The 26,274-nt window shown below is 68.5% G+C and carries 25 protein-coding genes; 12 read left to right on the forward strand and 13 right to left on the reverse strand.

Annotated elements, in window-relative coordinates; all coding sequences use genetic code 11:
* Positions 1-63 precede the first annotated feature (63 nt).
* The 5 genes from PAM7066_RS08705 to PAM7066_RS08720 all read right to left on the reverse strand — a co-directional run bounded on the left by PAM7066_RS08705 (position 64) and on the right by PAM7066_RS08720 (position 6,153).
* Positions 64-1,047, reverse strand: coding sequence for a cytochrome c oxidase subunit II (locus PAM7066_RS08705; protein ID WP_085853770.1), 984 nt, complete (start codon positions 1,045-1,047; stop codon positions 64-66).
* A gap of 100 nt (positions 1,048-1,147) precedes the next feature.
* Positions 1,148-3,685 (reverse strand): HWE histidine kinase domain-containing protein, encoded by a 2,538-nt coding sequence (locus PAM7066_RS08710; protein WP_246799785.1) that lies wholly within the window; start codon positions 3,683-3,685, stop codon positions 1,148-1,150.
* A gap of 13 nt (positions 3,686-3,698) precedes the next feature.
* Positions 3,699-4,127, reverse strand: a complete 429-nt coding sequence (locus PAM7066_RS19315) for a heme oxygenase-like domain-containing protein (RefSeq protein WP_246799786.1) — start codon at positions 4,125-4,127, stop codon at positions 3,699-3,701.
* 229 nt (positions 4,128-4,356) lie between these two features.
* Complete coding sequence (locus PAM7066_RS08715) at positions 4,357-5,250, reverse strand: TIM barrel protein (protein ID WP_085853772.1); 894 nt, start codon at positions 5,248-5,250, stop codon at positions 4,357-4,359.
* 270 nt (positions 5,251-5,520) lie between these two features.
* Positions 5,521-6,153, reverse strand: coding sequence for a response regulator (locus PAM7066_RS08720; protein ID WP_245749636.1), 633 nt, complete (start codon positions 6,151-6,153; stop codon positions 5,521-5,523).
* 205 nt (positions 6,154-6,358) lie between these two features.
* On the opposite strand from PAM7066_RS08720, the gene PAM7066_RS08725 reads away from it, so the two are divergent.
* The 3 genes from PAM7066_RS08725 to PAM7066_RS08735 are packed head-to-tail and all read left to right on the forward strand — an operon-like array spanning position 6,359 to position 8,195.
* Positions 6,359-6,757 carry a ketosteroid isomerase-related protein gene (locus PAM7066_RS08725; RefSeq protein ID WP_085853773.1) on the forward strand — a complete coding sequence of 133 codons (399 nt, stop codon included), beginning with the start codon at positions 6,359-6,361 and terminating at the stop codon, positions 6,755-6,757.
* Complete coding sequence (locus PAM7066_RS08730; protein WP_085853774.1) at positions 6,754-7,338, forward strand: GNAT family N-acetyltransferase; 585 nt, start codon at positions 6,754-6,756, stop codon at positions 7,336-7,338. The genes PAM7066_RS08725 and PAM7066_RS08730 overlap by 4 nt, the downstream gene beginning before the upstream one ends.
* A complete protein-coding gene (locus PAM7066_RS08735; protein ID WP_175484608.1) occupies positions 7,335-8,195 on the forward strand; it encodes a nitrilase-related carbon-nitrogen hydrolase in 861 nt (286 codons plus the stop codon). The genes PAM7066_RS08730 and PAM7066_RS08735 overlap by 4 nt, the downstream gene beginning before the upstream one ends.
* Here PAM7066_RS08735 and PAM7066_RS08740 read toward each other — a convergent pair.
* On the reverse strand, positions 8,192-9,529 hold the full coding sequence (locus PAM7066_RS08740; RefSeq protein WP_085853776.1) for a lytic murein transglycosylase: 1,338 nt from the start codon (positions 9,527-9,529) through the stop codon (positions 8,192-8,194). The genes PAM7066_RS08735 and PAM7066_RS08740 overlap by 4 nt on opposite strands.
* Positions 9,530-9,716: 187 nt before the next feature.
* On the opposite strand from PAM7066_RS08740, the gene PAM7066_RS08745 reads away from it, so the two are divergent.
* The gene (locus PAM7066_RS08745; protein WP_085853777.1) at positions 9,717-10,895 is read left to right on the forward strand and encodes an acetyl-CoA C-acyltransferase family protein; all 1,179 of its coding nucleotides are present in this window, start codon (positions 9,717-9,719) and stop codon (positions 10,893-10,895) included.
* Positions 10,896-10,961: 66 nt separating this feature from the next.
* Complete coding sequence (locus PAM7066_RS08750; protein ID WP_085853778.1) at positions 10,962-13,076, forward strand: hybrid sensor histidine kinase/response regulator; 2,115 nt, start codon at positions 10,962-10,964, stop codon at positions 13,074-13,076.
* Here the strand turns inward: PAM7066_RS08750 and yaaA are convergent.
* From yaaA to PAM7066_RS08765, 3 genes are all read right to left on the reverse strand, one after another.
* Entirely contained in the window at positions 13,001-13,786 is a 786-nt protein-coding gene (gene yaaA, locus PAM7066_RS08755; RefSeq protein ID WP_085853779.1) for a peroxide stress protein YaaA, read from the reverse strand. The two genes, PAM7066_RS08750 and yaaA, sit on opposite strands and share 76 nt — an antisense overlap.
* A gap of 51 nt (positions 13,787-13,837) precedes the next feature.
* Complete coding sequence (recQ, locus tag PAM7066_RS08760) at positions 13,838-15,871, reverse strand: DNA helicase RecQ (RefSeq protein ID WP_090928851.1); 2,034 nt, start codon at positions 15,869-15,871, stop codon at positions 13,838-13,840.
* 82 nt (positions 15,872-15,953) lie between these two features.
* The gene (locus PAM7066_RS08765) at positions 15,954-16,241 is read right to left on the reverse strand and encodes a YggT family protein (RefSeq protein ID WP_085853781.1); all 288 of its coding nucleotides are present in this window, start codon (positions 16,239-16,241) and stop codon (positions 15,954-15,956) included.
* A gap of 94 nt (positions 16,242-16,335) precedes the next feature.
* On the opposite strand from PAM7066_RS08765, the gene PAM7066_RS08770 reads away from it, so the two are divergent.
* The 6 genes from PAM7066_RS08770 to arfB all read left to right on the forward strand — a co-directional run bounded on the left by PAM7066_RS08770 (position 16,336) and on the right by arfB (position 21,457).
* Positions 16,336-16,869 carry an acyl-CoA thioesterase gene (locus tag PAM7066_RS08770; RefSeq protein ID WP_085853936.1) on the forward strand — a complete coding sequence of 178 codons (534 nt, stop codon included), beginning with the start codon at positions 16,336-16,338 and terminating at the stop codon, positions 16,867-16,869.
* Positions 16,870-16,927: 58 nt separating this feature from the next.
* Complete coding sequence (locus tag PAM7066_RS08775; protein ID WP_085853782.1) at positions 16,928-18,256, forward strand: MFS transporter; 1,329 nt, start codon at positions 16,928-16,930, stop codon at positions 18,254-18,256.
* Positions 18,257-19,165 carry a penicillin-insensitive murein endopeptidase gene (gene mepA / locus PAM7066_RS08780; protein ID WP_085853783.1) on the forward strand — a complete coding sequence of 303 codons (909 nt, stop codon included), beginning with the start codon at positions 18,257-18,259 and terminating at the stop codon, positions 19,163-19,165. It begins immediately after the preceding gene.
* Positions 19,141-20,007 (forward strand): esterase-like activity of phytase family protein, encoded by an 867-nt coding sequence (locus PAM7066_RS08785; protein ID WP_085853784.1) that lies wholly within the window; start codon positions 19,141-19,143, stop codon positions 20,005-20,007. Before mepA ends, PAM7066_RS08785 begins: the two co-directional genes overlap by 25 nt.
* Positions 20,008-20,111: 104 nt before the next feature.
* Positions 20,112-20,750 carry a queuosine precursor transporter gene (locus tag PAM7066_RS08790; protein ID WP_085853785.1) on the forward strand — a complete coding sequence of 213 codons (639 nt, stop codon included), beginning with the start codon at positions 20,112-20,114 and terminating at the stop codon, positions 20,748-20,750.
* A gap of 284 nt (positions 20,751-21,034) precedes the next feature.
* Positions 21,035-21,457: an alternative ribosome rescue aminoacyl-tRNA hydrolase ArfB gene (gene arfB, locus PAM7066_RS08795; RefSeq protein WP_085853786.1), complete on the forward strand. Its 423-nt coding sequence runs from the start codon at positions 21,035-21,037 to the stop codon at positions 21,455-21,457.
* Positions 21,458-21,493: 36 nt separating this feature from the next.
* Here the strand turns inward: arfB and PAM7066_RS08800 are convergent, their stop codons facing one another.
* Positions 21,494-22,606, reverse strand: a complete 1,113-nt coding sequence (locus PAM7066_RS08800) for an S-(hydroxymethyl)glutathione dehydrogenase/class III alcohol dehydrogenase (RefSeq protein WP_085853787.1) — start codon at positions 22,604-22,606, stop codon at positions 21,494-21,496.
* Positions 22,607-22,744: 138 nt separating this feature from the next.
* Here PAM7066_RS08800 and pncB point away from each other — a divergent pair, with 138 nt between their 5' ends.
* The gene (gene pncB / locus PAM7066_RS08805) at positions 22,745-24,037 is read left to right on the forward strand and encodes a nicotinate phosphoribosyltransferase (RefSeq protein ID WP_085853788.1); all 1,293 of its coding nucleotides are present in this window, start codon (positions 22,745-22,747) and stop codon (positions 24,035-24,037) included.
* Here pncB and cobS read toward each other — a convergent pair.
* The 3 genes from cobS to cobU are packed head-to-tail and all read right to left on the reverse strand — an operon-like array spanning position 24,034 to position 26,250.
* A complete protein-coding gene (cobS, locus tag PAM7066_RS08810; RefSeq protein WP_085853789.1) occupies positions 24,034-24,744 on the reverse strand; it encodes an adenosylcobinamide-GDP ribazoletransferase in 711 nt (236 codons plus the stop codon). The two genes, pncB and cobS, sit on opposite strands and share 4 nt — an antisense overlap.
* A complete protein-coding gene (cobT, locus tag PAM7066_RS08815) occupies positions 24,741-25,745 on the reverse strand; it encodes a nicotinate-nucleotide--dimethylbenzimidazole phosphoribosyltransferase (protein WP_085853790.1) in 1,005 nt (334 codons plus the stop codon). Before cobT ends, cobS begins: the two co-directional genes overlap by 4 nt.
* Complete coding sequence (gene cobU, locus PAM7066_RS08820) at positions 25,735-26,250, reverse strand: bifunctional adenosylcobinamide kinase/adenosylcobinamide-phosphate guanylyltransferase (protein ID WP_085853937.1); 516 nt, start codon at positions 26,248-26,250, stop codon at positions 25,735-25,737. The genes cobT and cobU overlap by 11 nt, the downstream gene beginning before the upstream one ends.
* Between the last annotated feature and the right edge of the window lie 24 nt (positions 26,251-26,274).

The raw sequence follows: 26,274 nt of genomic DNA on the forward strand, positions 1-26,274 counted from the left end.
CGCGAACCTCGTGCTTTTCGAGGTCGCGGCGCGCGCTGGTGTCGCCGATGCGGGGGGCGTCGGTCATTCGAGGCTCTCCAGGTAGGCGGCCATCGCGGCGATGTCCTCGCGTGGAAGGTGGTCGAAGGCGGGCATCTTGGCGCCGGGCTTGATCGCCTCGGGGTGGCTGATCCAGGCGATCAGATCCGGCACCGTCACCTTCAGTGCGCCGGCGGCAAGGTTGCCCCGGCTGGCGAGGTGGGTCAGGTCCGGCCCCACCCGGCCGCGCGCTGGCGTGCCGCGAATGGCATGGCACCCGCCGCAGCCCTCGGACAGGAACACGTCGAGGCCCCGCGCCTGGAGGTCCGTCTCGGGTACTGCCGCGGGCGCGGCCTCGGCCTCGACCCAGGCAGCGAAGTCGTCGGGCGTCATGGTCCGGGCGGTGAAGGCCATCCAGGCATGGCTCTCGCCGCAGAACTCGGCGCATTGGCCGCGGAATTCACCCGGTTCGGTGGGCAACAGGCTCATTCGGGTCACGCGCCCGGGGAACATGTCGGTCTTGCCCGCGATCGAGGGCAGCCAGAACGAATGGATCACCTGGTCGGCCTTCAACGTGATCTCGGATCGCACGCCCACGGGCAGCACGATCTCGTTGGCCGAGTGGATCGGCTCGGAGGCACCCTCGGGCCAATAAGCGACGCGGAACCACCATTGCTCGCCCGTCACTTCGACGCGCAGCCCTTCGCCCGGCGCGCGCTGGTCGGGCATCATTGACAGCCCGTAGGCCAGCAGGAAGAACAGCACGAAGGTGGGAAAGACCACACCACCGCCGAATATCAGGATCCGCGCGGCCTTGGACGAGATCGGCCGGGGCTTGGCGCGCCAGGCGTAGAAGATCAGCCCGTTCATCAGCAGCCACAGCACCACGGCCCCGGCAAGCATGACCCAGAACAGGCTGGCGAGGCTCGACGCATCGGCCCCCGCGGGATCGAGCGCGGATTGCGGGCCGCGGCACCCGGCCAGCGCGATCGCAAGGATCGCTGCGGCAGGGAGGACGAGCGGCCTCACGCGTCGTCCCCGACGATCTGTCCCCTCGGGAATGTCACACGCGGCCCCTCGCCCTGTCTTCGTTCCCTGAGGATAGCGGCAGATCGCCGCCGATCCAGCATCACCCTGCCAGCTTGCGCAACGCCGCGGAGAAATCGGCCTCGGTGTAAGGCTTCTTGACGATGGGCGCCTCGGGGAAGGTGTTGCGAATTTCACCCACCGCGCCGTAGCCCGTGGCCAGGATGAACGGCACGCCCTTCGCGGCCAGCACCTCGGCCACGACGACGCTCGTCTCGGTCCCGAGGTTCACGTCGAGCACGGCGATCGAGATGTCGTGCTCTTCGATCTGGCGCTGCGCGTCCGACACGCCTGCCGCGATATGGACACCCGACGCCCCCAGATCCTTCAGCATGTCGGCCACGTCCATCGCGATGATCATGTTGTCCTCGAGCACCAGCGCCGCCCCGGAAATCGAGACCTCGGGCGCGGGCGCGTCGGACTGGTCCACCTGCGAAACGCTTCCCGCGCAGGGCCGGACGAGGTGGCCGGGCAAGGTGAACCGCGCGGTCAGGCCCGTCACCTTGTAGCTCACATCGGCCGTGCCGCGCAGGTCATAGGGGATCGAGCGCTGGATGATGGTCGTCCCGAACCCTTCGCGGGTCGGCGCCTTCACCGGCGGACCGCCGCTTTCGATCCAGTCGATGACGAGGGTGCCGTCGCGCTCCAGCCGGGTCGCGACGTCGACCGAGCCCGTCGCCGAGGACAGCGCGCCGTACTTGGCCGAGTTCGTCATCAATTCGTGCAGCACCAGCGCCAGCGTGGTGAAGGCGTTCGGCGACAGCTCGACCTCGTCTCCGGTCTGCCGCAGCCGTTCGCCTCGACCCGCAAGGAAGGCGCGCGTCTCGATCGCGATCAGCTCGCGCAGGGGCGACCAGCCCCATTCGCGCTGCGTCAGCTGGTCGTGCGCCCGGCTGAGCGCGGTGATCCGCGTATCGAGCACGCGGGTATATTCATCGACCGACAGGGCCCCGCCGCGGCTTTGGCTGACGAGCCCGCGGATGAGGTTCAGGATGTTGCGGACCCGGTGGTTCAGCTCGGCGATCAGCAGCTCCTGCCGCTCCGAGGCCTGTTTGCGCGCCGCATCGGCCTCGTCGGTGAGCTTGAGGATCACCTCGATCAGCGTGATGCGCAGGCTGTCCGCGGCGCGGCGCTCGGGTTCCGTCCATCGGGCAGAGCGGCCCCGGACCACCTCGCGCCAGGTCTCGAAGCTCTTGCGCGGAGTCAGGCGGACGCCGTTCGGGCCCGTCTCGGCCGGCTTGTCGGGATTGCCTGCCCATTCCACGCTTTGCGAAAGTTCGCGCCGGAACAGGACGATGTAATCGCGCGGCGTGCGCGAGACGGGCAGCGCCATCAGCCCCGCCGCTCGGTCGGCAAAGCTGTCGGCGCCGGGGTAGTGCGCCTCGATATTGTCGGTGACGAAGGTCTCGGTCGCGCTCGCCGCGTTGAGGAACCGTGCGAGGCCGTAAAACTCGTCCTGCGTCGGCACCCTGCCACGCGCGGTGTATTCGCCGCCCGCGTAGAGCACGATGCCGTCATGCGGGATCGCCTCGGCGATGCGGTCGGCCAGGGTGTCGAACTCGGCTTCCAGCCCCTCGCCGCTTGAGACCTGGTTCATCAGCACGTCGTGCAGGCGGCGCGCCCGCTCGACATCCTCCATCTCCCTTTCGGTCTCTTTCTGGACCAACTCGTACGAGAACAGCTGCGCGAACAGCTCGAGCGCCGAGCGTCGTTCGAAATCGATATAGCGGGGCGAATGATGGTGGCAGGCGATCAGGCCCCACAGTTTTCCCTTGCGCAGGATCGAGATCGACAGCGAGGCCCGCACCCCCATGTTGCGTAGGTACTCCAGGTGGATCGGCGACACCGCGCGCGTGGCCGACAGCGACAGGTCGAGCGGCACGCCATCGGGCGACACCGCCGGCTGGATCTCGTGCGTTGGCGCGTCCACGTCGGCGATCATGCGGATCAGGTTGCGCGTGTAGAGCGCGCGCGCCTGCTTGGGGATGTCCGAAGCGGGAAAGCGCAGCCCGTCGTAGGAATGCGCGTCGTCGCCGCGCGCCTCGGCGATCACCTCGCCCGACTGATCATCGTCGAAGCGATACACCATCACCCGGTCGAACCCGGTCAGCGAGCGCACCGCCTGTGCGGCCTCGTCGGTGGCGCCGGCGAGCGTGTCGCGCTGCCGCAGCCGGGCGATCATCATCTGCACCGCGGTGGCATCGTCGCGGTCGGGCTCTTCGCTGGCTGGCTCCATCTCGATCACGTAGGTCCGGCCCGACAGGTGGACCGAGACGTCGAAGGCGCGGCCGTCGCCAATGGGGTCGACACGGTAGAGCCGCACCGTGCTGTCCTCGGTCGCCAGAAGCTGGATACGGTTGCGCAGCCGGTGCAGGAAATCGGGTGCGAGGTGCTCGGAAATCCGCGTGCCGATCATCGTGACCGGGTCGAGGCCCAGATGCGCGGACAGGTTGGCCGAGGCGTGGCACACCATCCACTCCAGCGAGACGGCGATGAGGCAGCCATAATCCTGGACACGGCCGGGGATATGGATCGGCTCGCGGTCGCAATTGGGCAGATCGACGGCGTCGGTGTTCGGCACGGGCGGCTCGAGGTCAGGCAACGCGTCGACCTTTCTCGCCCGGCGCGCAGGCCAGAGCGGTCCCGAAGATGTCGAAGATACGCAGCGCGTCCGAGACGACCCGGTCGGCGGCGGGTCCTGCGGCAGGTCGCGCGGCAAGCGCGTCGCAGGTCGCGCGCCACCCTTCCGCGTCGATGGGGGCGTCGAAATAGGCCCCGGCCGCACGGACCTGCGGGTCGTCAGTAGCATGCCACCGGCGCTTCAGCACCTTGGTACCCAGGCGCGAGCCTTGCAGGATGTAATCCACCGCCAGCGGATCCAGCGGGCCGCCCCTATCCGGCACCGGCGCTTCGGGCGCGCCCAGATGATCCAGGTCGCGGCCAGCACGGTCGGCCAGATCGCACAGGGCCGGCAGCGGCGCGACTGCGTCGAGGGCGCGGAAGGCACGGTGGTGGGTCTGCATGAACCGCACGAAACCCGGTCGGGTCGCGATGTCGATCGTGGAGATGTCCCGATCCAGGCGTGCGTGGCGCTCTGCCGTGTCCGCCCGCAGGCGGGACCGGAGCGTGGAAACTGTGTCACTCGTCATACGGCCGTCCCTGAAACCGGAGTTTCAAACACGATGCAGCGCCGAAAGTTCCCCTTCGACGCTGCATTTCCGTTCGGATATCGTCAACTGGGCCGCGAAGAGGTCAGGCCGCTTGCTGCGACCGTCCCGCAAGGCCGGCCACGGTGCGATAGGCCAGCCGCTGCACTTCGCTGATATTGGTGCGCTCGGGGTCGAGGCCGGCAGAGACGGTCAGCCAGCCTTCGTAATTGGACGCCGTCAGCAGGTTCATCACGGTGCGGAAGTCGACCGACCCGTCCTTGTCGCCGGGCAGCGTGAAGATGCCGTTGCGCACGGCCTCCTTCCAGGACTGGTCGCTCATGCGGGCCTTGGTCAGCGGACGGACCCGCACGTCGCCGAGGTGGACGTGGCGCACGCGCGGCAGGTGGCGCGTCAGCACCTGCGTCGGCTCGCCGCCGCCCACATAGACCTGCGCCGTGTCGAACAGGAGAAACAGGTTGGGCCCGGTCTCCATCATCAGCTTGTCGACCTCTTCGGGGGTCTGGACGACGGTGCCTGTGTAGGGCTGGTAGACGGCCGTGATGCCTTGATCGGCAAGCCAGGTCGCCAGCTGCTCGAGCTTCAGCCCGAAGCTGTCCCACTCCTCGGCGGTCAGGCTCGGCTGCTTCGACATCGGCACGTCCTTGGCGAAGATCGCGTTCGAGACCTCGCGCAGGATCAGCGTCTGGCAGCCCACGGTCTTCATGCGGGCGACGACGGCTTCCATCGCCTCGCGCTCTTCCTCGACCGAGAGGTTCAGGAGGTTCGTGCCGTGATACGACGCGACCAGGTCGAGCTTGCCGTTGGCCAGAGCATCCTTGAGCGCGGCCGGATCCTGCGGCAAGCCGCGGCCGTCCTCGACGCCCTCGTATCCGAGATCGGCGATTTCCGAGATCAGGGCCTCGGGCTTGACGCCCGCGTCGAGTTGCGTGTCGTCTTCGTTCGTCCAGATGGCAGGGGTGGTCGCGATGCGTAGCATGGGGTCTCCTTTTGTTTGGCGGCGCGGAAAATCGCCGAACGGCCCGGAGTGAACGGGCGCGGTGCCGGCGACGCGCGTGCAGACGGCCGAAATGGGCGGGCCGGAGCAGTTCCGGTGCGCCGGCAGGGGCCGGATGTGACCGCGCTGTCCGGCGCGGGTGGCGAAACTGTCGCCGACCGCGTCCCGTTGGATGCGGCGATGCGGCAATCTCTACCACATGATATCGGTCTCTATGTGGGGCAACGGACCCGCCCGGTCAACCGGAGCGGGTCAGAACAGGCCCTGCTGCTTGGCGATCATCGCGGCCTGGGTGCGGTTCGCCGCCCCGATCTTGCGGTAGAGCGTCTTGACGTGGAGCTTCACCGTAGGCTCGCGTATGTCGAGATCGCGGGCGATCTCCTTGTTCGGCAGGCCTCTGCAGATGCGCTCGAGCACCTCGAGTTCGCGCGGCGAGAGCTGTGCGGCCAGCGGATGGGTGGCCATGCGATCGTCGGGCAAGAATGCGCCAGCCTCGTACTCGGCACCCTGCGCGATGGCGCGGATGGCCCCGACCAGCGCCTGCGGGGTCACGGTCTTCGGGAAGAACCCCGACGCCCCCGCCGCTCGGGCCTGCCGGGCCACCTCCGGCGTGGCCGTGCCCGAGATGATGGCGATCCGCGTCTCCGGCGCGATCTCCCGCAGGGCCTGAAGCCCCGCAAGCCCCTGCATTCCCGGCATGTTGTAGTCCAGCAGGATCACCGAGAACGGTGGGCCACCGCGCACCAGTTCGGCGGCCGAGGGCAGGTCGCTGGTCGTTTCGACGTCGAGATCGGGCTCGGCCCGCAGATAGTCGCGCAGCATCTCCCGAAGAAGGTCATGGTCGTCCGCAACGAGAATGCGCAGACGCGCTGGAGCTACGGTCATAAAGTCGTCTTTCCAAGATCCCGGCGATTCGGCGGCCGTCCCGCAGATACGACTGGTAGGACATGCGCAAAAGATCCGCACCGCATCCTTTCGTGAGGTTTGGCGGGGTAGTCGGGGCCACCTCGATCGCTAGGTGGGACGGAATACGGAGGCCGCCCTTCGCCGCCGACTCGCATACCGCACCCAGACGGAGATTATCCACTCCATGACCGATACCCAGCTGATCCAGACCTATTTCGACGCCTTCAACGCCGGCGACGCCGACGCGATGGCCGCCCTCGTGTCCGACGACGTGCGCCACCACCCCAACCAAGGCGAGGTCCGCACCGGCAAGGAGGCCTTCCGCGCCTTCCTGTCCGAGATGGACCGAGCCTACCGCGAAGAGGCGCGCGACCTGGCGATCTTCACCGGTCCCACCGGCCGCGCCGCGGCGGAATTCGTCATCCACGGCACGTACCTGGAAAGTCAGTCCGGCCTGCCCGAGGCAACGGGACAGGTGTATGTGCTGCCCGTCGGCTCGTTCTTCGAAATCGCCGAGGACCGCATCATCCGCGTGTCGACCCACTACAACCTCGCCGACTGGCTGCAGCAGGTAGGCGGATGAGCCTGACCTTCGAGACGCTGAGAGACGCGCAGATCGGCCACGCCCTGGACGACCTCGCCCGGCTCAGGACCGAAGTGTTCCGCGCCTGGCCCTATCTCTACGATGGCGACCCAGCGAACGAGACCCACTACCTGCGCAGCTACGAGAAGGCCGAGGGCGCGATCCTCGTGGCAGCCAAGGATGGCGAAAGGATCGTCGGCTGCGCCACCGGAATGCCGCTTGCCCGGCACGAGGATGCCAGCGACGTGCCGCTGGACGAGTTGGGGCTGACGATGGGCCAGGTCTTCTACTGCGCCGAGTCGGTCCTTCTGCCCGCCTGGCGCGGCCAGGGGGCCGGGCACGCCTTCTTCGACCGGCGCGAGACTCACGCCCGCGACCTCGGCTTCGACGTCTCGATGTTCTGCGCGGTCGAGCGGCCGGACGACCACCCCCTGAAGCCCAAGGACGCCCGCCCCCTCGGCCCGTTCTGGGAAAAGCGCGGCTACACCGCGCGGGACGCGCATGTCACGATGACATGGCGCGACGTGAACGAGGACGCCCCCACCGAAAAGCGCCTGCGCGTCTGGACCAAGCCGCTGTGAGGGTCGCATCGGCCACCTGGCCGCTGGAGCGGCACGCCGACTGGCAGACCTATGCGGCAAAGCTCGAGGCATGGGTGACCTCGGCCGAGGCCGACCTGCTGGTCTTCCCCGAATATGCGGGGATGGAGCCGTGCCTGACCACGCCCCCCGCCCGCGACACGCCGCAGGATTGGGTCGATCACGCCGCGCGCACGGCCGACGACGTGCTGGCCCTGAACGTGGACCTGGCGCAGCGATGCGAGCGGCACATCCTGATGGGCAGCCTGCCCGTGGCGAGCGAAGCGGGCCTCGTGAACCGGGCCCACCTGATCGCGCCCTCGGGCACCGTCCTCTGGCAGGACAAGCAGATCCCCACCCCCTACGAGCGTGCGCACACCACGCTCGTCCCCGGCGACCCGCTGCGGGTCTTCGACACGGGGCTCGGCCGGATCGGGGTGCTGGTCTGCCACGACGCGGAGTTTCCCCTGCTGGCCCGCGCTCAGCCCTGCGACGTCCTGCTGATCCCCGCTTGCACCGACGCACCGCATGGCGCGGCACGGGTGCGGGCGGCGGCGCGGGCGCGGGCGCTGGAAGGGGCCTGCGTGACCGCGCTCAGCCAGACCATCGGAGATGTGGAGGGTTGCTGCTTTCTCGACACCAACCGCTCCGGCGCCGGAATCTTCGCCCCGCCAGACAGGGGCTTTCCCGACGACGGCATCCTCGCCCAGGTGCCGCCCAAGACGTCCGGCTGGGCCCGCGCCGAAGTCGACATGGACGCCCTCGCCGCCCTCAAGGACGGGCGCGGAGAGGTGGCGATCCCGCTGGACTGGCCGCGCTCGGAACGGGCCGAGCAGGCCCCTCGCGTACGTCTCGACTAGCCGTCCCGCAGCGCCTGCAGCACCCGCAGCGAGGCGAACCCGTCGGGCACCATCCCGCTCGCCCGCTGATAGGCGCGCACGGCGGCGACGGTCAGCGGCCCGATGCGCCCGTCGATGCCCTCGGTATCGAACCCGGCCGAGGTCAGGCGGCGCTGCAGTTCCTCGCGCTCGCCCGAGTTGAGCGCACGGTCCTCGCGCGGCCACTCGGCGACGAGGGGGCCGTCCCCGGCGATGCGGTCGCTCAGGTGCCCCACGGCGACGACATAGGCATCGGCGGCGTTGTAGCGCTCGATCACGTCGAAGTTGGGGAAGGTCATGAAGGCAGGACCACCGGCCCCCGCGGGCACCATGATCGACGCCTCGGCATGGTCGGGAACGGCAGTTCCGTCCACCGCCGTCACGCCCAGTTCCGCCCATTCCGAGGGCAGACGCTCCTCGTCCCGCTTGGCGAGGCGATAGTCGAACCCCTCGGGCAGCGCGACCTCGACGCCCCAGGGCTGATCCAGCACCCAGCCGTGCCGCGCCAGGTAGGCGGCGGTCGAGGCCAGCGCATCGGCGGGACTCCGGCCCCAGATGTCGCGGCGGCCGTCGCCGTTGAAGTCGACGGCGTGGACCAGGTAGGTCGTCGGGATGAACTGCGTGTGTCCCATCGCCCCGGCCCACGAGCCGGTCAGGGGCGCACCCCCGGTATCGCCGGATTCGAGGATCTTCAGCGCAGCGACGAGCTGCGCCTCGAAGAAGGCGCCCCGGCGTCCGTCGAAGGCCAGCGTGGCCAGCGCCTCGACGACATCGGTACCGCCGCGGTGGGTGCCGAAGTTGCTCTCCAGTCCCCAGATCGCCGCGACGACTTCCTTGTCGACGCCGTATTGCGATTCGACCGCCTCCAGCACGCGGCCGAAATCGGTCAGCACGTTACGCCCATTGACCACCCGCGTGTCGGAAACGGCGACGTCGAGGTAGTCCCACAGGGTCGACGTAAATTCGCTCTGATTGCGGTCGCGGGCAATCACTTCGGTGTCGTAGGTCAGCCCGTCCAGCGCGGCATCGACCGTGGCCCGGTCCACGCCCTGCACCAGCGCGCGCCCGCGGAAGCGGGACAGCCAGGTCTCGAACGCGTCCTGGCGGGGCGAAACTGTGGGCAGATTCTCGGGCCGGGCGCGCGGGGCCAGGGTAACGATCGGAAGCAAGCTCGGCGCGGCCTCGGTCTTCGAGGACGTCACCGTTTCAGCCAGCGGGGCATCGGCGTCCCCGCGCAGCTCGGGACGGGGCGAGACCTCTTGCGCGGCGGCCGGCCAGGCTAGCGCCAGGGCGAAAAGACAGGCGATGCGCGGCATGCGGGACCTCCCTCGGATGTCGGATGCTGCGCAGCGTATAGCGCAAAACGTCGCGGAAAAGAACCGATCCCGCGACCACTTCACGGATCGTTGCCGACGCCGTGAGATCCCTCGCTCACGCAGCGTTTCGCTTCCCCGGCGCAGGGGCCGGCGCTAGGCATTTTCGCGGACCATCAGGGAGGCCCACATGCTCGACGATATCGTGATCCTGTCCGGCGCGCGAACCGCGATCGGCACCTTCGGCGGCGCGCTCGCCGGCACCCCGCCCATCGACCTTGCCGCGACCGTCTCGAAAGCGGCGCTGGAGCGCGCGGGCGTCGAGGGAGGGCAGATCGGCCATGTCGCCTTCGGCCACGTCATCAACACCGAGCCGCGCGACATGTACCTGTCGCGCGTCGCCGCGATGCAGGCCGGCGTGCCCGAGACCGTGCCGGCGATGAACGTGAACCGCCTCTGCGGCTCGGGCGCGCAGGCCATCGTCAGCATGGTCCAAGCGCTCGCCATGGGCGACGCCGACTTCGTGCTGACCGGCGGCGCCGAGTGCATGAGCCGCTCGCCCTACATCCTCCCCGCCGCCCGCTGGGGCCAGAAGATGGGCGACGTCGAGACCCGCGACATGATGCTGGGCGCGCTCAACTGTCCCTTCGGCACCGGCCACATGGGCGTCACGGCTGAAAACGTCGCCTCCGAGCACGGCATCACGCGCGAGGACCAGGACGCCTTCGCCCTGACTTCGCAACAACGCGCCGCGCAGGCCATTGCCGAGGATCGCTTCGCCGGTCAGATCGCGCCGGTCGAGGTTCGGGCCGGGCGCGACGCGGCGGTCTTCGACAAGGACGAGCATCCCAAGGACACCTCGGCCGAGAAGCTCTCCGCCCTGCGCGCCGTGTTCCAGAAGGATGGCACGGTCACGGCCGGCAACGCCAGCGGCATCAACGATGGTGCCGCCGCGCTGGTCCTCGCCCGAGGTGCCGCGGCCGAGAAAGCAGGGCTGACGCCCGCCTTCCGCGTGCTGGGCTACGGCCATTCCGGCGTCCGCCCCGAGGTCATGGGCCTCGGCCCGATCCCCGCGGTGCGGAACCTGTGCGAGCGTACAGGCCTTTCTGCAGACGAATTTGACGTGATCGAGTCGAACGAGGCCTTCGCCGCTCAGGCGATCGCGGTGAACCGCGAGCTGGGCCTCGACGGCGACCGCGTGAACCCGAACGGCGGTGCCATCGCGCTTGGCCATCCGGTGGGCGCCACCGGCGCGATCCTGACGGTCAAGGCCATGTACGAGCTGCAGCGCACAGGCGGAAAGCTGGCGCTGATCACCATGTGCATCGGCGGCGGCCAAGGCATCGCGCTGGCGATCGAGCGAATCTGATCCGCCCTTAGCGCCCCGTTAACCCGGCCGCCCCATGCTTGCCGTGATGCGGCCAGCGGGGATGCCATGCGGTCCGAAGAAGCCTTGGACAGCGAACGGGAACGGCGCGAGCACCTCGCGACGGACCGCGAGCGCGAATTGACGGACCGGATCGCCCGGCTGGAAGAGACCTCGCACCGCCTCACCCACGAGATCGAGGCCAAGCGATCGGAAGCGACGCGGCTCGACCGGACGAACGAGCTCGGCCAGGTTTGGGCAGGGCTGCAGTCGATCCTCGACGGGTTCGCGATCTTCGACAGGGACCACCGCCTGGTCGTCGCCAATCACGCCTACCTGTCGGTTCTGGACAGCGTGCCCGAGGTCGCGCCCGGCATCACCTACGAGCGGATGTGCGAGCTTCTGGTCTCGGAACGGATCGCGGACACCCCGCCCGACGGTGAAACGTGGTGCGCGTGGATGAAGGGCCGCTGGCGCCAGGAAGAGATCCCGACAGCGATCCTGCGCCTCTCCGACGGGCAATTCATCAAGCTGGTGGACCGCAGGCTGCCCGATGGCGGCATCGTCACGCTGGCCATCAATCAGACCGGGATCCTGCGCCTTCGCGCCGCGATCGAGGCCCTGCCCGACGGCTTCGTCGTCTTCGACGCCGACGACAGGCTCGTCGCGGCGAACGAGACCTACCTGAACCTCGTCGGCATTTCCCGCCAGGAGGCCAAGCGCGGCGTCACCTTCACCGACATCCTGCGCAGCGGTGTCGACGAGGGCCGCTTCCTCGTCGAGGGGCCGGACGACTGGCTCGGGGACCGGATCACGCACCACCAATGCGAAAACGGCAGCAGCCACGATTTCAGGCTGCTCGACGGCCGCTGGTTGCGCGCGGTCGATATCGCCTTGCCGGACGGTGGACGTGCCGGCCTTCGGATCGACATCACCGAGATCAAGGCCCAGCAGATCGAGCTTGCGCGTCTGGCCGGGGCCGCCGAGGCTGCGTCGCGCGCGAAATCCGCGTTCCTGTCAAACATGAGCCACGAGATCCGCACGCCGATGAACGGGCTGGTGGGCATCTCCGACCTGCTGCTCGCCACCCGCCTGGACGACGGCCAGCGAGAGATGGCCGAGACGCTCCGCCGCTCGGCCGAGGGGCTGCTCGGGCTGCTCGACGACGTGCTGGACTTCTCGCAGGCCGAGGCAGGTGGCCTCGCCTTCGAACTCGCTCCCATCCAACCCCGGGACCTGCTGGCCGAGATCGTCGCCAGCTTCCTGGCCGAGGCGCATGGTCGTGGACTTGCGCTGACGCTCGACATCGCCGAGGACGTGCCGCCGGCGATCCTGGCGGACGCGCGGCAGGTGCGGCGGGTCCTGACGAACCTGCTCTGCAACGCCGTGAAGTTCACCCGTTCCGGCGGCATCACCGTGCGTAGCGCCGTTCGGGACAAGATGCTTTCGATCGCGGTCGAGGATACCGGCCCGGGCATTCCGCCCGACCGCGCGGAACGGATTTTCGACGGATTCGTGCAGATCGAAGAGGGGCACGACCGCCAGCATGACGGACCCGGCTTGGGCCTTGCCGTGTGCCGCAGCCTCGTCACGCAGATGGGCGGCCGGATCGACTACCGCGCTCGGCCGGACGGCGGATCGATATTCAGGATCAGCCTGCCGATCCGCGCAGCGACCCTTGCCCCCGCTCCGGCAGCCGAGGGCCAGCCGGCCCGGCGGCCAGCGACCCGGCGGGCGCGGGTCCTTGCGGTCGAGGACAATGCCACGAACCGCTTCGTCCTGGAAAAACTGCTCGAACCTCTCGACGTGGACCTGCGGGTGGTCGAGCGCGGCGCCGATTGCCTGGCCGAGGCGATGCGGGACCCGCCCGACCTTCTGCTGACCGACATCTCGATGCCGGACATGGACGGGCTCGAGATGACGCGCCGCCTGCGCACATGGGAAGCCAGGACAGGCCGCCATCCCCTGCGGATCGTGGCGATGACCGCCCACGCGCTTGCCGCGGACATCGAAGAGATCCTCGCCGCCGGGCTCGACCGGGTGTTGACCAAGCCCCTGAAGCGCACGCTGTTGACCGAGGAATGTGCCGCCGCCCTGGTCCGCCCGGCTCAGGCCGCCTTGGCAGCCGATGCCTCGCTGCGGAAGAAGGCCGGTGCGTCGGGCTCGGACAGGTCGGGCGTGTAGACGTAGCCGCCCGCATCGAAGTCGCGCAGTCCCACGGCCGAGGTAATCCGATGCTCGCAGACGAACCGCGCCATCGCGCCCCGGGCCCGCTTGGCGTGGAACGAGATCACCTTGGCCTCGCCGTTCTTCTCGTCGAGGAAGCGCGGCGTGACGACCCGCAGGCCCAGTGCGGCGATATCGACCGCGCCGAAGTACTCCTGACTGGCGCAGTTCAGAAGTGTGGCGGAACCCGTGGCCGCCGCATCCTGGGCCAGCGCCGTTGCAATGCGGTCGTCCCAGAACTCGTAGAGCGACCGGCCCCGGTCGGTCGCAAGCCGCGTACCCATCTCCAGCCGGTAGGGTTGGATCGCGTCGCGGGGCCGCAGGACGCCGTAGAGGCCGGAAAGGATCCGCAGGTGCCCGTCCGCATGGCGCTGTGCGTCGCCGTCCAGCGAGGCCCAGTCGAGGCCCTGGTAGGTGTCGCCGGCGAAGGTCTCGGCGGCGGCGCGGCTGTTTTCGAGGGTCGAGACGTTGGCCATCGCCTTGAAACGCTCGCGGTTCAGCACCGCCAGCTTGTCGGACAGGCGCATGAGCCGCTTCAGATCGTCGGCCGTCAGCTCACGCGCACGGTGCGCCAGCAGGTTCGCCTGATCCTGCATCCGGGGCTGCGTGGTTTCGGTCCCGGTGTCGGTCCAGTCGAGTTTCTTGGCGGGCGAGATCACGACGAGCATGGGGCTTCCTTCTTGCGACGCTGCTCGGGATATGCCGATGGGCGACCGGCCTCAACCCTCGCGACAGACGGCGAGGAAGGCGTCGGCGAAGCGGTCGAACTTGGGTTCGGTCAGGCCGGGCGCGCGGGAGAGCTGCTCGAGACTGTCGGGACGGCGCTCGGCGATCCAGCGAATCGTGCTGGCATTGCAGGACATGGGCTTGCCGGTGCCGTCCTCGCCCCGCGACAGCTCGTTCTGCACGTCCATCAGGCGGTCGAAGATCCCGCCCGAGGCGCGGCCGGCGAGCTTCATGCGGGCCGGGTGCAACTCTTCGACAGCACCGGCGATCACCTGCAGGAACTCGCGACCGTACCGCTCGAGCTTCGTCGCGCCCACGCCGCCGATGCGGGCCATGGCGTCCATGTCCGAAGGCTTCGTCTCGGCCATCTCGATCAGGGTGCGGTCGTTGAAGATGACGTAGGCGGGCACGCCCTGGGCCTCGGCGAAGGCCCGGCGCCTGGCCTTGAGCGCCGACAGAAGCGGCGCGTCCTCGTCCGACACCAGCGCCTTGGCGGCGGGCCGGTCCTTCTCGGTCAGCACGTCCTTGCGCAGGTCGATGGACTGCTCGCCGCGCAGGATCGGGCGGGCGGCGTCGGTCATTACCAGCGCACCGTGACGTTCCGCATCGGGGCGGACGAGGTCGTGACCCATCATCTGCCGGAAGATCGCCTGCCATTGCCTTGGCTGGTGGGTCTTTCCGACGCCGAAAGTCGGCAGGTCATCATGGCCGCGCTGCTTCACCTTGTCGGTCTCGCGGCCGACGAGGATGTCGATCAAATGGCCGGTGCCGAACCGCTCGGCCGTCCGCAGGATTGCCGACAGGGCCATCCGCACGGCTTCGGTGCCGTCGAAGATCGCCGGAGGGCGGTCGCAGAGGTCGCAATTGCCGCAGGGCGCGGCCTCTTCCCCGAAATATCGCAGCAGCTTCTGGCGCCGGCATCCGAGGGACTCGGCCAGCCCCAGAAGGGCGTTCAGCCGGCCGTGATCAGCGCTCTTGCGCTCCGGCGGGGCCATCCCCTCGTCGATTTGCGACCGGCGCAGGCGGATGTCGTCGGGACCGTACAGCGTCAATGTCTCGGCCGGGGCGCCGTCGCGGCCGGCGCGGCCGATCTCCTGGTAGTAGGACTCGATCGACTTCGGAAGGTCGGCATGGGCGACCCAGCGAATGTCGGGCTTGTCCACACCCATACCGAAGGCGACCGTGGCGCAGACGATCAGGCCGTCCTCGACCGCGAAGCGGGTCTCGACGGCACGGCGCGCCTCGGCCTCCATCCCGCCGTGGTAGGAGCAGGCGGCGTGCCCCTCTTGCCGAAGGGCATCGGCGAGGCTTTCAGTCTTGGCGCGGGTGCCGCAATAGACGATGCCGGACTGTCCCCGGCGGGCTTGCGCAAAGCTGAGGATCTGCTGGCGAGGCTGGTTCTTGGGGCGGAAGGCAAGGTGGATGTTCGGCCGGTCGAAGCCGTGCAGGAACAAGCGCGGCTCTTCGCCGGTGAACAGGCGCGAGACAATTTCCTCGCGCGTTTCGGCATCGGCGGTGGCGGTGAATGCGGCCAGCGGCACGCCCAAGGCGCGGCGCAGCTCACCGATCTTGAGGTAGTCGGGCCGGAAATCATGGCCCCACTGGCTGACGCAATGCGCCTCGTCCACCGCGATCAGGCCGACATTGGCCCGCCGCAGCATGTGCCCGGCTGATCCCAGGCGCTCGGGCGCGAGATACAGCAGCTTCAGCGTCCCGGCCTCGAGCTGCTCGTAGACGGCGCGCGTCTCTTCCTCGGTATTGGCCGAGGTCAGCGCACCGGCCGCGACGCCCGCGACCTGCAGGCCCCGCACCTGGTCGCGCATCAGGGCGATCAGGGGCGAGACGACCAGCGTGACGCCGTCGCGCATCAGCGCCGGCAGTTGGTAGCACAGCGATTTGCCCCCGCCCGTCGGCATGATGGCCAGCACCGGCTCGCCCGCTGCCACGGCCTCGACGATCTCGCTTTGGCCGGGGCGGAACTCGGAGAATCCGAAGACGGAGGCGAGGATCGCCTTGGGATCTTGCATGAAACTGCCTCCGGAGGTCGTTGAGCTGCGCGGGCTCACCGATCCCACATCGGGAATCGGGGGACAAGCGCGGCAGGTCGCCTCAGTAGAAGGCGGGGGCGTTGTTCATCAGGATGATGCGAAGCGCATAGACCGCGATCAGCGCCACCAGCGGGGCAAGGTCGAGGCCCCCCATCGGCGGCAGCACCCGGCGGATCGGCCCGTAAAGCGGTTCGAGCACGCGGTTCAGCCCGTCCCAGATCTGCGCGACCAGCGGCTGGCGAAGGTTCAGGACCTGGAAGTTGATCAACCACGACATGATGATGTGGGCGATCATGATGAACCACACCACGTCGAGGATGAGGAGAAGAATCTGGATTACGGAGAGCATTTCGGTCCCTGTCTGGCGTCCGCCGCTACGTAACCATGGCGCTCGCCACGGGCAAGGCTTGACCGCCGCGGCGCGGCGCGGCACCTCGACGCTTATGTATCCGATTTTACGCTTCGCGAACGAGCTCCGGCGCTTCAAAGACGCCCCGACTCTCGGCTTCTTCGACACCCATGTCAGCCATCACCGGATCTGGCCCGTCGACATCGACATGTGGATGGAGCTGAACAACGGTCGCACGCTGACGCTGTTCGACCTTGGCCGCATCGTGCTGTTCCGGCGTGCGCAGGTCTGGGACTTCATGCGCAAGCAAGGCTGGGTCGGCACGGTCGCAGGGTCGAGCGTGCGCTACCGCCGCCGCGTCCAGATGTTCCACAAGGTCGAGATGCGCAGCCGCATCGTCGGCCGGGACGCCAAGTTCCTCTACGTCGAGCAGGCCATGTTCCGCGAGAGCGACGGCGAATGCACCAGCCACGTGCTGCTGCGCACCGCCGTCACCGACCGCAAGCGGATGATCCCCATGAACGAGGTCGCCGAGGCCCTGGGCGGGCTCGACTTCCCGCCCCTGCCCGACTGGGTGCACGCCTGGTCCGAGGCCGACGCGCAGCGCCCGTGGCCGCCGATGCAATAAGCCTTTGCCGCCCGCGCCGCCCCGTGCTTGATGCGCGGGGGCAGAGAAGGGGCGACACATGCAGACGGTCGAGCGCAAGCGGATCTGGGGCTGGTTCTTCTTCGACTGGGCCAGCCAGCCGTACAACACGCTGCTCATCACCTTCATCTTCGGCCCCTATGTCAGCCAGGTTCTGGGCGACGGATCGCAGGCACAGGCCGTTTGGGGCTACGGCATCGGCGCGGCAGGCATCGTGATCGCGATACTGGCGCCCGTGTTCGGGGCCATCGCGGACCAGAGCGGGCGGCGGATGCCGTGGATCTGGGGGTTCTCGGTGCTCTACGTCGTCGGCTCGGCGGCGCTGTGGCTTGCGACCCCGCAGGATTTCGACCTGCTCCGCACGATGATCTTCTTCGGAATCGGCCTGATCGGGATGGAGTTCGCGACGATCTTCACCAACTCGATGCTGCCCGACCTGACTACGCGACAGACCATCGGCCGCATCTCGGGCACGGGCTGGGCCTTCGGCTACCTGGGCGGGCTGATCTCGCTGATCCTGGCGCTGCTGTTCTTCGCCGAGGACGGGCTGACCGGCACCACGCTTCTCGGGATCGAGCCGATCCTGGGCCTCGACCCCGAAACCCGCGAGGGCACGCGCTTCATCGGCCCGCTCACGGCGATCTGGTACGTCATCTTCATGGTGCCCTTCTTCCTGTGGGTGCGCGAACCCCGCGCCGCGGCGCGCCGCGTGAATGTCAGGGCCGCCCTTCGCGATCTGGGAGAGACGATCCGCCGGCTGCCCGAGACGCCGTCGCAGCTGACCTTCCTCATCGCGTCGATGCTCTACCGCGACGGGCTGGCGGGGGCCTACGCGCTCGGCGCGATCTTCGCCGCCGGGGTCCTGGATTGGAGCGTCGTCCAGACCGGCACCTTCGGCATCATCGCGGTGATCTCGGGCGCGCTCTTCGCGTGGATCGGCGGTCGGGCGGATGAGCGGTTCGGCCCGAAGCCGGTGATCGTCGTGAGCACCACCGCACTTCTCTTCACCATCCTCGCCGCCATGTTCGTCAGCCGCGACAGCGTTTTCGGCGTGCCGCAGGGCGTCACCTCGCAACTGCCCGACACGATCTTCCTGGTCATCGGCGCGACCATCGGCGCGGCGGGTGGGGCCCTGCAATCGGCCAGCCGCACGATGATGGTCCGGCAGGGCAACGCGGCGCGCATGACCGAGGCTTTCGGCCTCTATGCGCTGACGGGCAAGGCGACCTCGTTCATCGCGCCGCTGTCGATCGGGATCGCGACCTCCCTGACCGGATCGCAACACCTTGGCGTGTCGCCCCTGATCGTCCTTTTCGCGGTGGCTCTGGTGCTGCTAGTCTGGGTCAGACCCGAGGGAGATCCTGTGTAGATGAGTGTATCGCGTATCCTTGGCGTCATGGGGCTCGGCCTCCTGACTGCCTGCGGCGGCACGGCCAGCCGCGACATCCCGACGCCCAGCCTCGCCGGCGTCGAAGTCACGCAAAGCGGCATGGCCAAGCAGCTGTTCGGCAACAAGCCGACGCCCTCCGCCCTGCCTTCCGCGCCCTACGGCTTCTACTCGAAGGGCTGCCTTGCCGGTGCGCAGCAGCTGCCCGAAACGGGTCCGACCTGGCAGGCGATGCGCCTGTCGCGCAATCGCAACTGGGGCCACCCCGAGACGCTGGACGTGATCCAGCGGGTCGCGCAGGCCGCCGCGGCGCATCCGGCGTCCAACGGCATCTACGTCGGCGACATCAGCCAGCCCTCGGGCGGGCCGATGCTGACCGGCCACGCGAGCCACCAGATCGGCCTCGACGCCGATATCTGGCTGATGCCCGCCACGCTGGGCCTGTCGCGCACGCAGCGCGAGAACATCTCGGCCCAATCCTATCGCCGCAACGCGGGCGCCTATACGACCAGCGACTGGTCCTCCTTCCAGGAGACCATCGTGAAGGCCGCCGCCACCGACCCGCGGGTCGAGCGCATCTTCATCTTCCCCGGCGCCAAGGTCGCCATGTGCCAGAACGCCACCGGCGACCGCTCGTGGCTCAACAAGGTGCGCCCCTATTACGGCCACCATTACCACTTCCACATCCGCCTCAGCTGCCCCGACAACGCGCCGGGCTGCGAGCCGCAGGACCCGCCCCCCGCCGGCGACGGCTGCGCAGAGGCGCAGCAATGGGTGCGCAACATCATCAACCCACCCCCGCCGGATCCGAACGCCCCCGCTCCGACGCCCAAGCGCGAATTGACCATGGCCGACCTTCCGCAGGCATGTCAGGCCGTCTTGGCACGCTGATCCTCGCATTCACGACCCTTGCGGCCTGCGCCGGTCCAGCGCAGCAGCCGACGGGGTCGTGGGTGTGGGAGGATGACGACCCGGCTCATGGCGGCTATTCCGCCATCGAGGTGACCGAGGGCGGCCGCAGCGCCGTGGTCCTCTCGGACCGTGGCCGGCTGGTGCAACTGCGCATCCGGCGCGGCCCCGGTGGGCAGATCACCGGGATCGAGAGTGATGGCGGCACGACGCTCGCCGCGTTCGACGGCGGCGAGGGCACGCCCGACACCGAGGGGCTGGCGATCCCGGACGCCGGCGACCGCTTCTACATCTCGATCGAGCGCAATCCCCGTGTCCTGGCCTACATGACGCCCAGCCGCACGCCGCGCAGCCTGCCGATCCCCGAGGCCTTCGAGGCGCTGCCCACGAACCGCGCGCTTGAAGGGCTGGCCATCGACGCCGACGGCGCGCTCTGGACCATGCCCGAGGACGCCTCGGGCGACACCTTGCCCACCTACATCCTTCGCGGCACCACATGGCAGGACGGCCCCGCCCTGCCCCGGCGCGGCGAATTCGTGCCCGTGGGCCTCGATTTCGACGATACCGGGCGGCTCTACCTGTTGGAGCGCGATCTCGAGGGGCTGCTGGGCTTTCGCAGCCGCGTCCGCCGCTTTACCTTCACGGGCGACGAGATCACCGCCGAGGAAGAGCTGTTGGCCACCCTTCCCGGTATCCACGACAATCTCGAAGGCATCGCTGTCTGGCGCGACGACGCGGGCAAACTTCGGCTGACGATGATCTCGGACGACAACTTCTTCTTCGTCCAGCGCACCGAGATCGTGGAATACGACGTCCCGGACTGAGCCCCGTTCCGGTCCTTGCACCGCGCCGTAAACGGCGCTAAGCGCGCCCATCCCGTTCGCGGGAACAAGTCTCCGACCACCTTGTCTAAAAAAACGGACCGGACATGACCCGCATCCTTCCTGGCATCCTTGCCATGGCCACCATCGTGGTGGCTTCGAACATCCTCGTGCAGTTCGTGCTGCTCGACGGCCTCCTGACCTGGGGCGCCTTCACCTATCCCTTCGCCTTCCTCGTCACCGACGTGGTGAACCGCGTCCATGGCCCGCAGACCGCGCGCCGCGTGGTGCTCGCCGGCTTCGCGGTCGGCGTCGTCTGCTCGCTGATCGGCACGCAGATCACGCTGCAGGGCGACGGCTACACCTATCCGGCCGTGCCGCTGCGCGTCGCAGTCGCCTCGGGCGTTGCGTTCCTGACGGCGCAGCTTGCCGACATCTTCGTGTTCAACCGGGTGCGCGGGGGGGCGTGGTGGAATGCGCCGCTGGCCTCTTCGATCGTGGGATCCGTGATCGACGCGACGCTGTTCTTCACCATCGCCTTTGCCGCGTTCATCAGCTTCGGTGCCGCCGCCGACAGCCACGTCTCCTGGGCGTGGGACGCCGCGCCGTTCCTGACCTTCGGGCCGGCGACGCCGCTTTGGGTCTCTCTCGCGGTTGCGGACTGGATGCTCAAGCTCGCCCTCGTTTTGATCGCCCTTGTGCCGTTCCGGCTGATCACGAAAAAACTCACACAATCTCTAGCATGATTTTGTTTGACTGACGCCAAATCTGTGCCACCGTCCCTCTATCGGCAATCAACGAAAGGAGGTGGTCCAGTGTCTAGAATGATGCAGGAGTGTGAGGGCGGAACAGTCATGGGGGCCGACGTCCAAGGGCAGTCCTGAGGACGAAGAACCATGATTGGGTCGGACCCTAACCGGGCCCACCTCCGAAACATTCGAGGGACCGTCGTATTCCGGCGGTCCCTTTTCTTTTCTCCATGCGTCGGCCCACTTGCGCTTCACCGCCCGCAGGTGCTTCTTCTCGCGCCATGACATTGCGCGTGAACGACCGTATCCAGATCGAGGATTGGGAGCTGGTGGAACAGTTCGTCCAGTCCGGCGGCCCCGGCGGGCAGAACGTCAACAAGGTCGCCACTGCGGTCGAGCTGCGGTTCGAGGCCGAGCGTTCCCCGAACCTGCCGGCCCCGGTCAAGACGCGCCTGCGCCGGCTCGCCGGACGCCGCTGGACCCGCGAGGGCGCGCTTCTGATCAAGGTGGACGAGACCCGCCACCAGGCCCGCAACCGCGCGATCGCCCGCGACCGCCTGGTCGAGCTGATCCGTCAGGCCCTGGAGAAGCCGAAGCGCCGCGTGCCGACGAAGGTGTCGCTGAACCAGAAGCGCAAGCGCCGCGAGGCCAAGCGCCAGCGCGGCGAGGTCAAGTCCCTGCGCGGGAAGGTCGACCCCGACTGAAGCCGGCGCCGCACAGCAGCGGCACCGAACCGTCGCTCAGTATTCGACGACCGCGCGGATCGACTTGCCCTCGTGCATCAGCTCGAACCCGTGGTTGATCTCGTCCAGGGTCAGCTTGTGGGTGATCATCGGGTCGATCTCGATCTTGCCCTGCATGTACCACTCCACGATCTTCGGCACGTCCGTCCGGCCTCGCGCGCCGCCGAAGGCCGAGCCTTTCCAGGTGCGGCCCGTCACCAGCTGGAACGGCCGGGTCGAGATTTCCTCGCCCGCGCCCGCGACGCCGATGATGATCGACTCGCCCCAGCCCTTGTGGGCGCATTCCAGCGCCTGCCGCATCAGGGGCGTCTTGCCGATGCACTCGAACGAGTAGTCCGCGCCGCCCTTCGTCAGGTCCACGAGGTAGGGGACCAGGTCGCCCTCGACCTCGTTCGGGTTCACGAAGTGGGTCATGCCGAAGCGCTCGGCGATCTCTTTCTTCGAGTCGTTGATGTCGACGCCCACGATCATCTCGGCGCCCACCAGACGCAGGCCCTGGATCACGTTCAACCCGATGCCGCCCAGACCGAACACCACGCAGCGCGAGCCGGGCTCGACCTTGGCGGTGTTGATGACCGCGCCGATGCCGGTGGTGACGCCGCAACCAATGTAGCAGATCTTGTCGAACGGCGCGTCGGGATTGACCTTGGCCAGCGCGATCTCGGGCAGGACCGTGAAGTTCGAGAAGGTCGAGCAGCCCATGTAGTGCAGGATCGGCGTGCCGTCCTCCATGGAAAAGCGCGAGGTGCCGTCGGGCATCACGCCCTGCCCTTGGGTCGTGCGGATCGCCTGGCAGAGGTTGGTCTTGGGGTTCAGGCAGTATTCGCATTCGCGGCACTCGGGCGTGTAGAGCGGGATCACGTGGTCGCCCGGCTTCACGCTGGTCACGCCTGGACCGACCTCCTGCACGATGCCGGCGCCCTCGTGGCCAAGGATCGCGGGGAACGCGCCCTCGGGGTCGGCGCCCGATCGGGTGAATTCGTCGGTGTGGCACAGGCCCGTGGCCTTGATCTCGACCAGCACCTCGCCCGCCTTCGGGCCTTCGAGGTTCACGTCCATGATCTCCAGGGGTTTGCCGGCCTCGAGGGCCACTGCGGCGCGCGTCTTCATGCTGTCTCTCCCAGCTTGTCATGGCGGAAGCCCGCCTCAACGAGCACAGTAAAGGCCACGCGCACAGCGGCAACCCGCCTTGGCTTGCTCCCGCTGGCTCGGGGTGCACATATGCGCCCAAATTCGGAGAGAACCGTCATGGTCGACATCGCGACGCGCGTCTGGAACCACAAGTGGAAGATCGACCCGATCGTGCGGTCCCTGATCGACACGGATTTCTACAAGCTGCTGATGTGCCAGACGGTGTTCCGCCGGCACCCCAAGACGCGGGTGACCTTCAGCCTGATCAACCGCACCAAGTCCGTCCCGCTCGCCCGGCTGGTCGACGAGGGCGAGCTGCGCGAACAGCTCGACCACATCCGCAGCCTGTCGCTGTCGCGCGGCGAGTCCACCTGGATGCGGGGCAACACCTTCTACGGCAAGCGGCAGATGTTCACTCCGGCCTTCATGGACTGGTTCGAGAACCTGCGCCTGCCCGCCTACCACCTCGAACGCGTCGGCGACCAGTACGAGCTGACCTTCGAAGGCAGTTGGCCCGAGGTCATGCTGTGGGAGATCCCGGCCCTCGCCGTCCTGATGGAACTGCGCTCGCGCGCCGTGCTTCACGACATGGGCCGGTTCGAGATGCAGGTGCTCTACGCCCGCGCGATGACCAAGCTGTGGGAGAAGGTCGAGCGTCTGCAGAAGCTCCCCGACCTCAGGATCGCGGATTTCGGCACGCGGCGGCGGCATTCGTTCCTGTGGCAGGACTGGGCGGTACAGGCCATGCAGGAGGGGTTGGGCCGCGCCTTTACCGGCACCTCGAACTGCCTGATCGCCAAGAACCGCGACCTCGAGGCGATCGGCACGAACGCTCACGAACTGCCGATGGTCTATGCCGCCCTCGCCGATACGGACGAGGCGCTGCGCCAGGCGCCCTACGACGTGCTCGCCGATTGGCACGACGAGCATGAGGGCAACCTGCGCATGATCCTGCCCGACACCTACGGGACCGGGAATTTTCTGAAACACGCGCCCGACTGGCTGGCCGGCTGGACCGGCATCCGCATCGACTCGGGCGACCCGGTGGAAGGGGCCGAGACCGCCATCCGCTGGTGGAAGGAGCGCGGAGAGGACCCGCGCCAGAAGCTGGTGATCTTCTCGGACGGCCTCGACGTGGACAAGATCGAGGAGCTTCACGCCCGCTATGCCGGGCGCGTGCGGGTCAGTTTCGGCTGGGGCACCCTTCTGACCAACGACTTCCGCGGTCTGGTCGAGGGTGACGCGCTCGCCCCGTTTTCGCTGGTATGCAAGGCGCGTTCCGCGAACGGGCGGCCCACGGTCAAGCTGTCGGACAACCCCGAGAAGGCGACCGGCCCCGAGGACGAGATCGCGCGCTACCGCCGCGTCTTCGACATCGGCCACCAGGAGCGGCGCGAGGTCTTCGTCTAGGCCGCCAGCGCCAGCGCCGCCCAGCCCGCCGTCTCGGCCAGAAGCTGCGTCGCTCCGCAGGCGTCGCCGGTCTGCCCGCCCATCCGCTTGAGGCACAGGCGGCGCACCGCGACATAGACCAGCGCCATGGCCAGCGCGGCCCAAAGGGCGGCCCAACCGACGCCGAGTGCCAGCACCAGCGCCAGCACCCCGCTCCGCCAGAAATGCGGCGCACCCATGGCAATGGCGCTGAGGCCCTTTTCCCGCGCGGGCGGCAGGGCTGTCAGCAGGCGCAGCATCGCGATCCGGCTGAGGACCCCCAGGAACAGGAAGACCGCGCCGTGTCCCACCGCGGCGATCGCCGCGACCTGCACCAGCGCAATGGCGATCAGGGCGAGGACGCCATAGCTGCCGATGCGGCTGTCCTCCATGATGGTCAGGACGTGCTCGCGGTCGCGCCCGCCGCCGATCCCGTCGGCGAAATCGGCGAGCCCGTCGAAATGCAGCCCGCCCGTCACCAGCATCATCGCCGCCACGGCCAGCGCCGCGCCCAGAAGGTCACCGCCCGCGACGCTGAAGACGGCCCAGCCGATGGCAGCCGGGACAAGGCCCGCGACGGGAAACGCCCAGGCGGCGTCCTTCAACTCGGGCGGCGTGTCGAGCCGCCCGACCGGCAGCCGCGTCAGGAACAGAATCGCCACGCGGATCTCATCGATGATGCGATTCATCCGATGCCGGCCTCGGCGAAGGTGGCCATCCCGTCATGCGCCGCGAGCGCGTGACGCAGGACCGACAGCGCCACGGCCGCGCCCGACCCCTCGCCCAGCGCCATGCCCAGGTCGAGGATCGGGCGCTTGCCGATCGCTTCGAGCATCCGCGCATGCCCAGGCTCGGCGCTGCGATGCGCGACGAGGCAATGGCCGAACAGCTCGGGCTCGTGCGACCAAAGGGGCAGCGCCGCGGCGGTGCAGATGAACCCGTCCAGCATCACGGGGATGCGCCGCGCCCGCGCCGCCAGAACCGCGCCGGCGATCGCCGCCTGCTCGCGCCCGCCGACCGCGGCGAGACGCTCGAGCGGGCGGACGCGCGAATGATGCGACACGCCGCTTTGCACCACCGCGACCTTGCGGGCCAGCACCTGCGGATCGGCGCCGGTGCCGCGGCCGACCCAATCCTCGGCCTCTCCGCCCAGGCAGGCATGAGCCAACGCCGCCGCGACGGTCGAGTTGCCGATCCCCATCTCGCCCAGCAGGACGATGCTCGCCCCCGGATCGACCGCCTCGGCGCCCCTCTGGATGGCCGCCAGACACTCGTCCTCGGTCATCGCCGGGCCTTCGGTGAAGTCCGCGGTCGGCCGGTCCAGGTCCAGCGGCACCACCGTCATCTCGGCCCCCGCGACAGCGCAGAGCTGGTTGATCGCCGCACCCCCGGCCTTGAAGTTGGCGACCATCGCCGCCGTGACCTCTTGCGGAAACGGGTTCACGCCACGGGCACAGATGCCATGATTGCCGGCAAAGACCAGCGCCTGCGCCCGCTCGATCCGGGGCCGCGAGGTGCCCTGCCAGCCCGCCATGAAGATCGCCAGCTCTTCCAGCCGGCCGAGCGATCCCGGCGGCTTGGTCAGCTCGGCCTGCCGGGCCTGCGCGGCCTCGGCGGCGGCAAGATCCAGCGCGGGCAAGTCGGTCAGGCTGCGGGCGAGGGCGTCGAACGAAGAGAAGTCAGGCTGCACCGGGTTTCACCTTCAGGGGTTGGCCGGCGACGACGAGGAACACCTCGTCCGCCGCGTCGGCAATGGTCTGGTTGACGGTGCCCGCCGCGTCGCGGAACCGCCGGGCGAGCGCATTTGCGGGGACAATGCCAAGGCCCACCTCGTTGGTGACGAAGACGACCGGGTGGTCGAGCGTCGGCAGAACGCCCGCGACCTCATCCACTGCGGCGCGCCAGTCGGCCTCGGCCAGCATCAGGTTGGTCAGCCACAGCGTCAGGCAATCGACAAGGCGCGGCCCCGTGTCGCTGGCGCGCAGCGCGCCGATCAGGTCGAGAGGTTCTTCGACCAGGCCCCACTCCGCCCCGCGCCGCGCCTTGTGGGCGGCGATGCGGACGTCCATCTCGTCGTCCTGCGGCCGGGCCGTGGCGATATAGGTGGGCGCGCCGCCCATCTTCGCGATGGACCGCTCGGCAAACAGCGATTTGCCCGACCGCGCCCCGCCCGTGATGAGGATCGACTTTGCCATGCCGAAGTGACACATCACAGGCTG

Origin of the sequence: Palleronia marisminoris (assembly GCF_900172315.1) — a bacterium.
Taxonomy (GTDB): domain Bacteria; phylum Pseudomonadota; class Alphaproteobacteria; order Rhodobacterales; family Rhodobacteraceae; genus Palleronia; species Palleronia marisminoris.

What these genes read in the sequence shown, in the direction of transcription:
- PAM7066_RS19315 (WP_246799786.1), bottom strand. Translation starts at nt 4,127, where the DNA reads ATGCAGACCCACCACCGTGCCTTCCGCGCCCTCGACGCAGTCGCGCCG.
- PAM7066_RS08715 (WP_085853772.1), bottom strand. Translation starts at nt 5,250, where the DNA reads ATGCTACGCATCGCGACCACCCCTGCCATCTGGACGAACGAAGACGAC.
- PAM7066_RS08720 (WP_245749636.1), bottom strand. Translation starts at nt 6,153, where the DNA reads ATGACCGTAGCTCCAGCGCGTCTGCGCATTCTCGTTGCGGACGACCAT.
- PAM7066_RS08725 (WP_085853773.1), top strand. Translation starts at nt 6,359, where the DNA reads ATGACCGATACCCAGCTGATCCAGACCTATTTCGACGCCTTCAACGCC.
- PAM7066_RS08730 (WP_085853774.1), top strand. Translation starts at nt 6,754, where the DNA reads ATGAGCCTGACCTTCGAGACGCTGAGAGACGCGCAGATCGGCCACGCC.
- PAM7066_RS08740 (WP_085853776.1), bottom strand. Translation starts at nt 9,529, where the DNA reads ATGCCGCGCATCGCCTGTCTTTTCGCCCTGGCGCTAGCCTGGCCGGCC.
- PAM7066_RS08745 (WP_085853777.1), top strand. Translation starts at nt 9,717, where the DNA reads ATGCTCGACGATATCGTGATCCTGTCCGGCGCGCGAACCGCGATCGGC.
- PAM7066_RS08750 (WP_085853778.1), top strand. Translation starts at nt 10,962, where the DNA reads ATGCGGTCCGAAGAAGCCTTGGACAGCGAACGGGAACGGCGCGAGCAC.
- yaaA (WP_085853779.1), bottom strand. Translation starts at nt 13,786, where the DNA reads ATGCTCGTCGTGATCTCGCCCGCCAAGAAACTCGACTGGACCGACACC.
- recQ (WP_090928851.1), bottom strand. Translation starts at nt 15,871, where the DNA reads ATGCAAGATCCCAAGGCGATCCTCGCCTCCGTCTTCGGATTCTCCGAG.
- PAM7066_RS08765 (WP_085853781.1), bottom strand. Translation starts at nt 16,241, where the DNA reads ATGCTCTCCGTAATCCAGATTCTTCTCCTCATCCTCGACGTGGTGTGG.
- PAM7066_RS08770 (WP_085853936.1), top strand. Translation starts at nt 16,336, where the DNA reads ATGTATCCGATTTTACGCTTCGCGAACGAGCTCCGGCGCTTCAAAGAC.
- PAM7066_RS08775 (WP_085853782.1), top strand. Translation starts at nt 16,928, where the DNA reads ATGCAGACGGTCGAGCGCAAGCGGATCTGGGGCTGGTTCTTCTTCGAC.
- mepA (WP_085853783.1), top strand. Translation starts at nt 18,257, where the DNA reads ATGAGTGTATCGCGTATCCTTGGCGTCATGGGGCTCGGCCTCCTGACT.
- PAM7066_RS08785 (WP_085853784.1), top strand. Translation starts at nt 19,141, where the DNA reads ATGTCAGGCCGTCTTGGCACGCTGATCCTCGCATTCACGACCCTTGCG.
- PAM7066_RS08790 (WP_085853785.1), top strand. Translation starts at nt 20,112, where the DNA reads ATGACCCGCATCCTTCCTGGCATCCTTGCCATGGCCACCATCGTGGTG.
- arfB (WP_085853786.1), top strand. Translation starts at nt 21,035, where the DNA reads ATGACATTGCGCGTGAACGACCGTATCCAGATCGAGGATTGGGAGCTG.
- PAM7066_RS08800 (WP_085853787.1), bottom strand. Translation starts at nt 22,606, where the DNA reads ATGAAGACGCGCGCCGCAGTGGCCCTCGAGGCCGGCAAACCCCTGGAG.
- pncB (WP_085853788.1), top strand. Translation starts at nt 22,745, where the DNA reads ATGGTCGACATCGCGACGCGCGTCTGGAACCACAAGTGGAAGATCGAC.
- cobS (WP_085853789.1), bottom strand. Translation starts at nt 24,744, where the DNA reads ATGAATCGCATCATCGATGAGATCCGCGTGGCGATTCTGTTCCTGACG.
- cobU (WP_085853937.1), bottom strand. Translation starts at nt 26,250, where the DNA reads ATGGCAAAGTCGATCCTCATCACGGGCGGGGCGCGGTCGGGCAAATCG.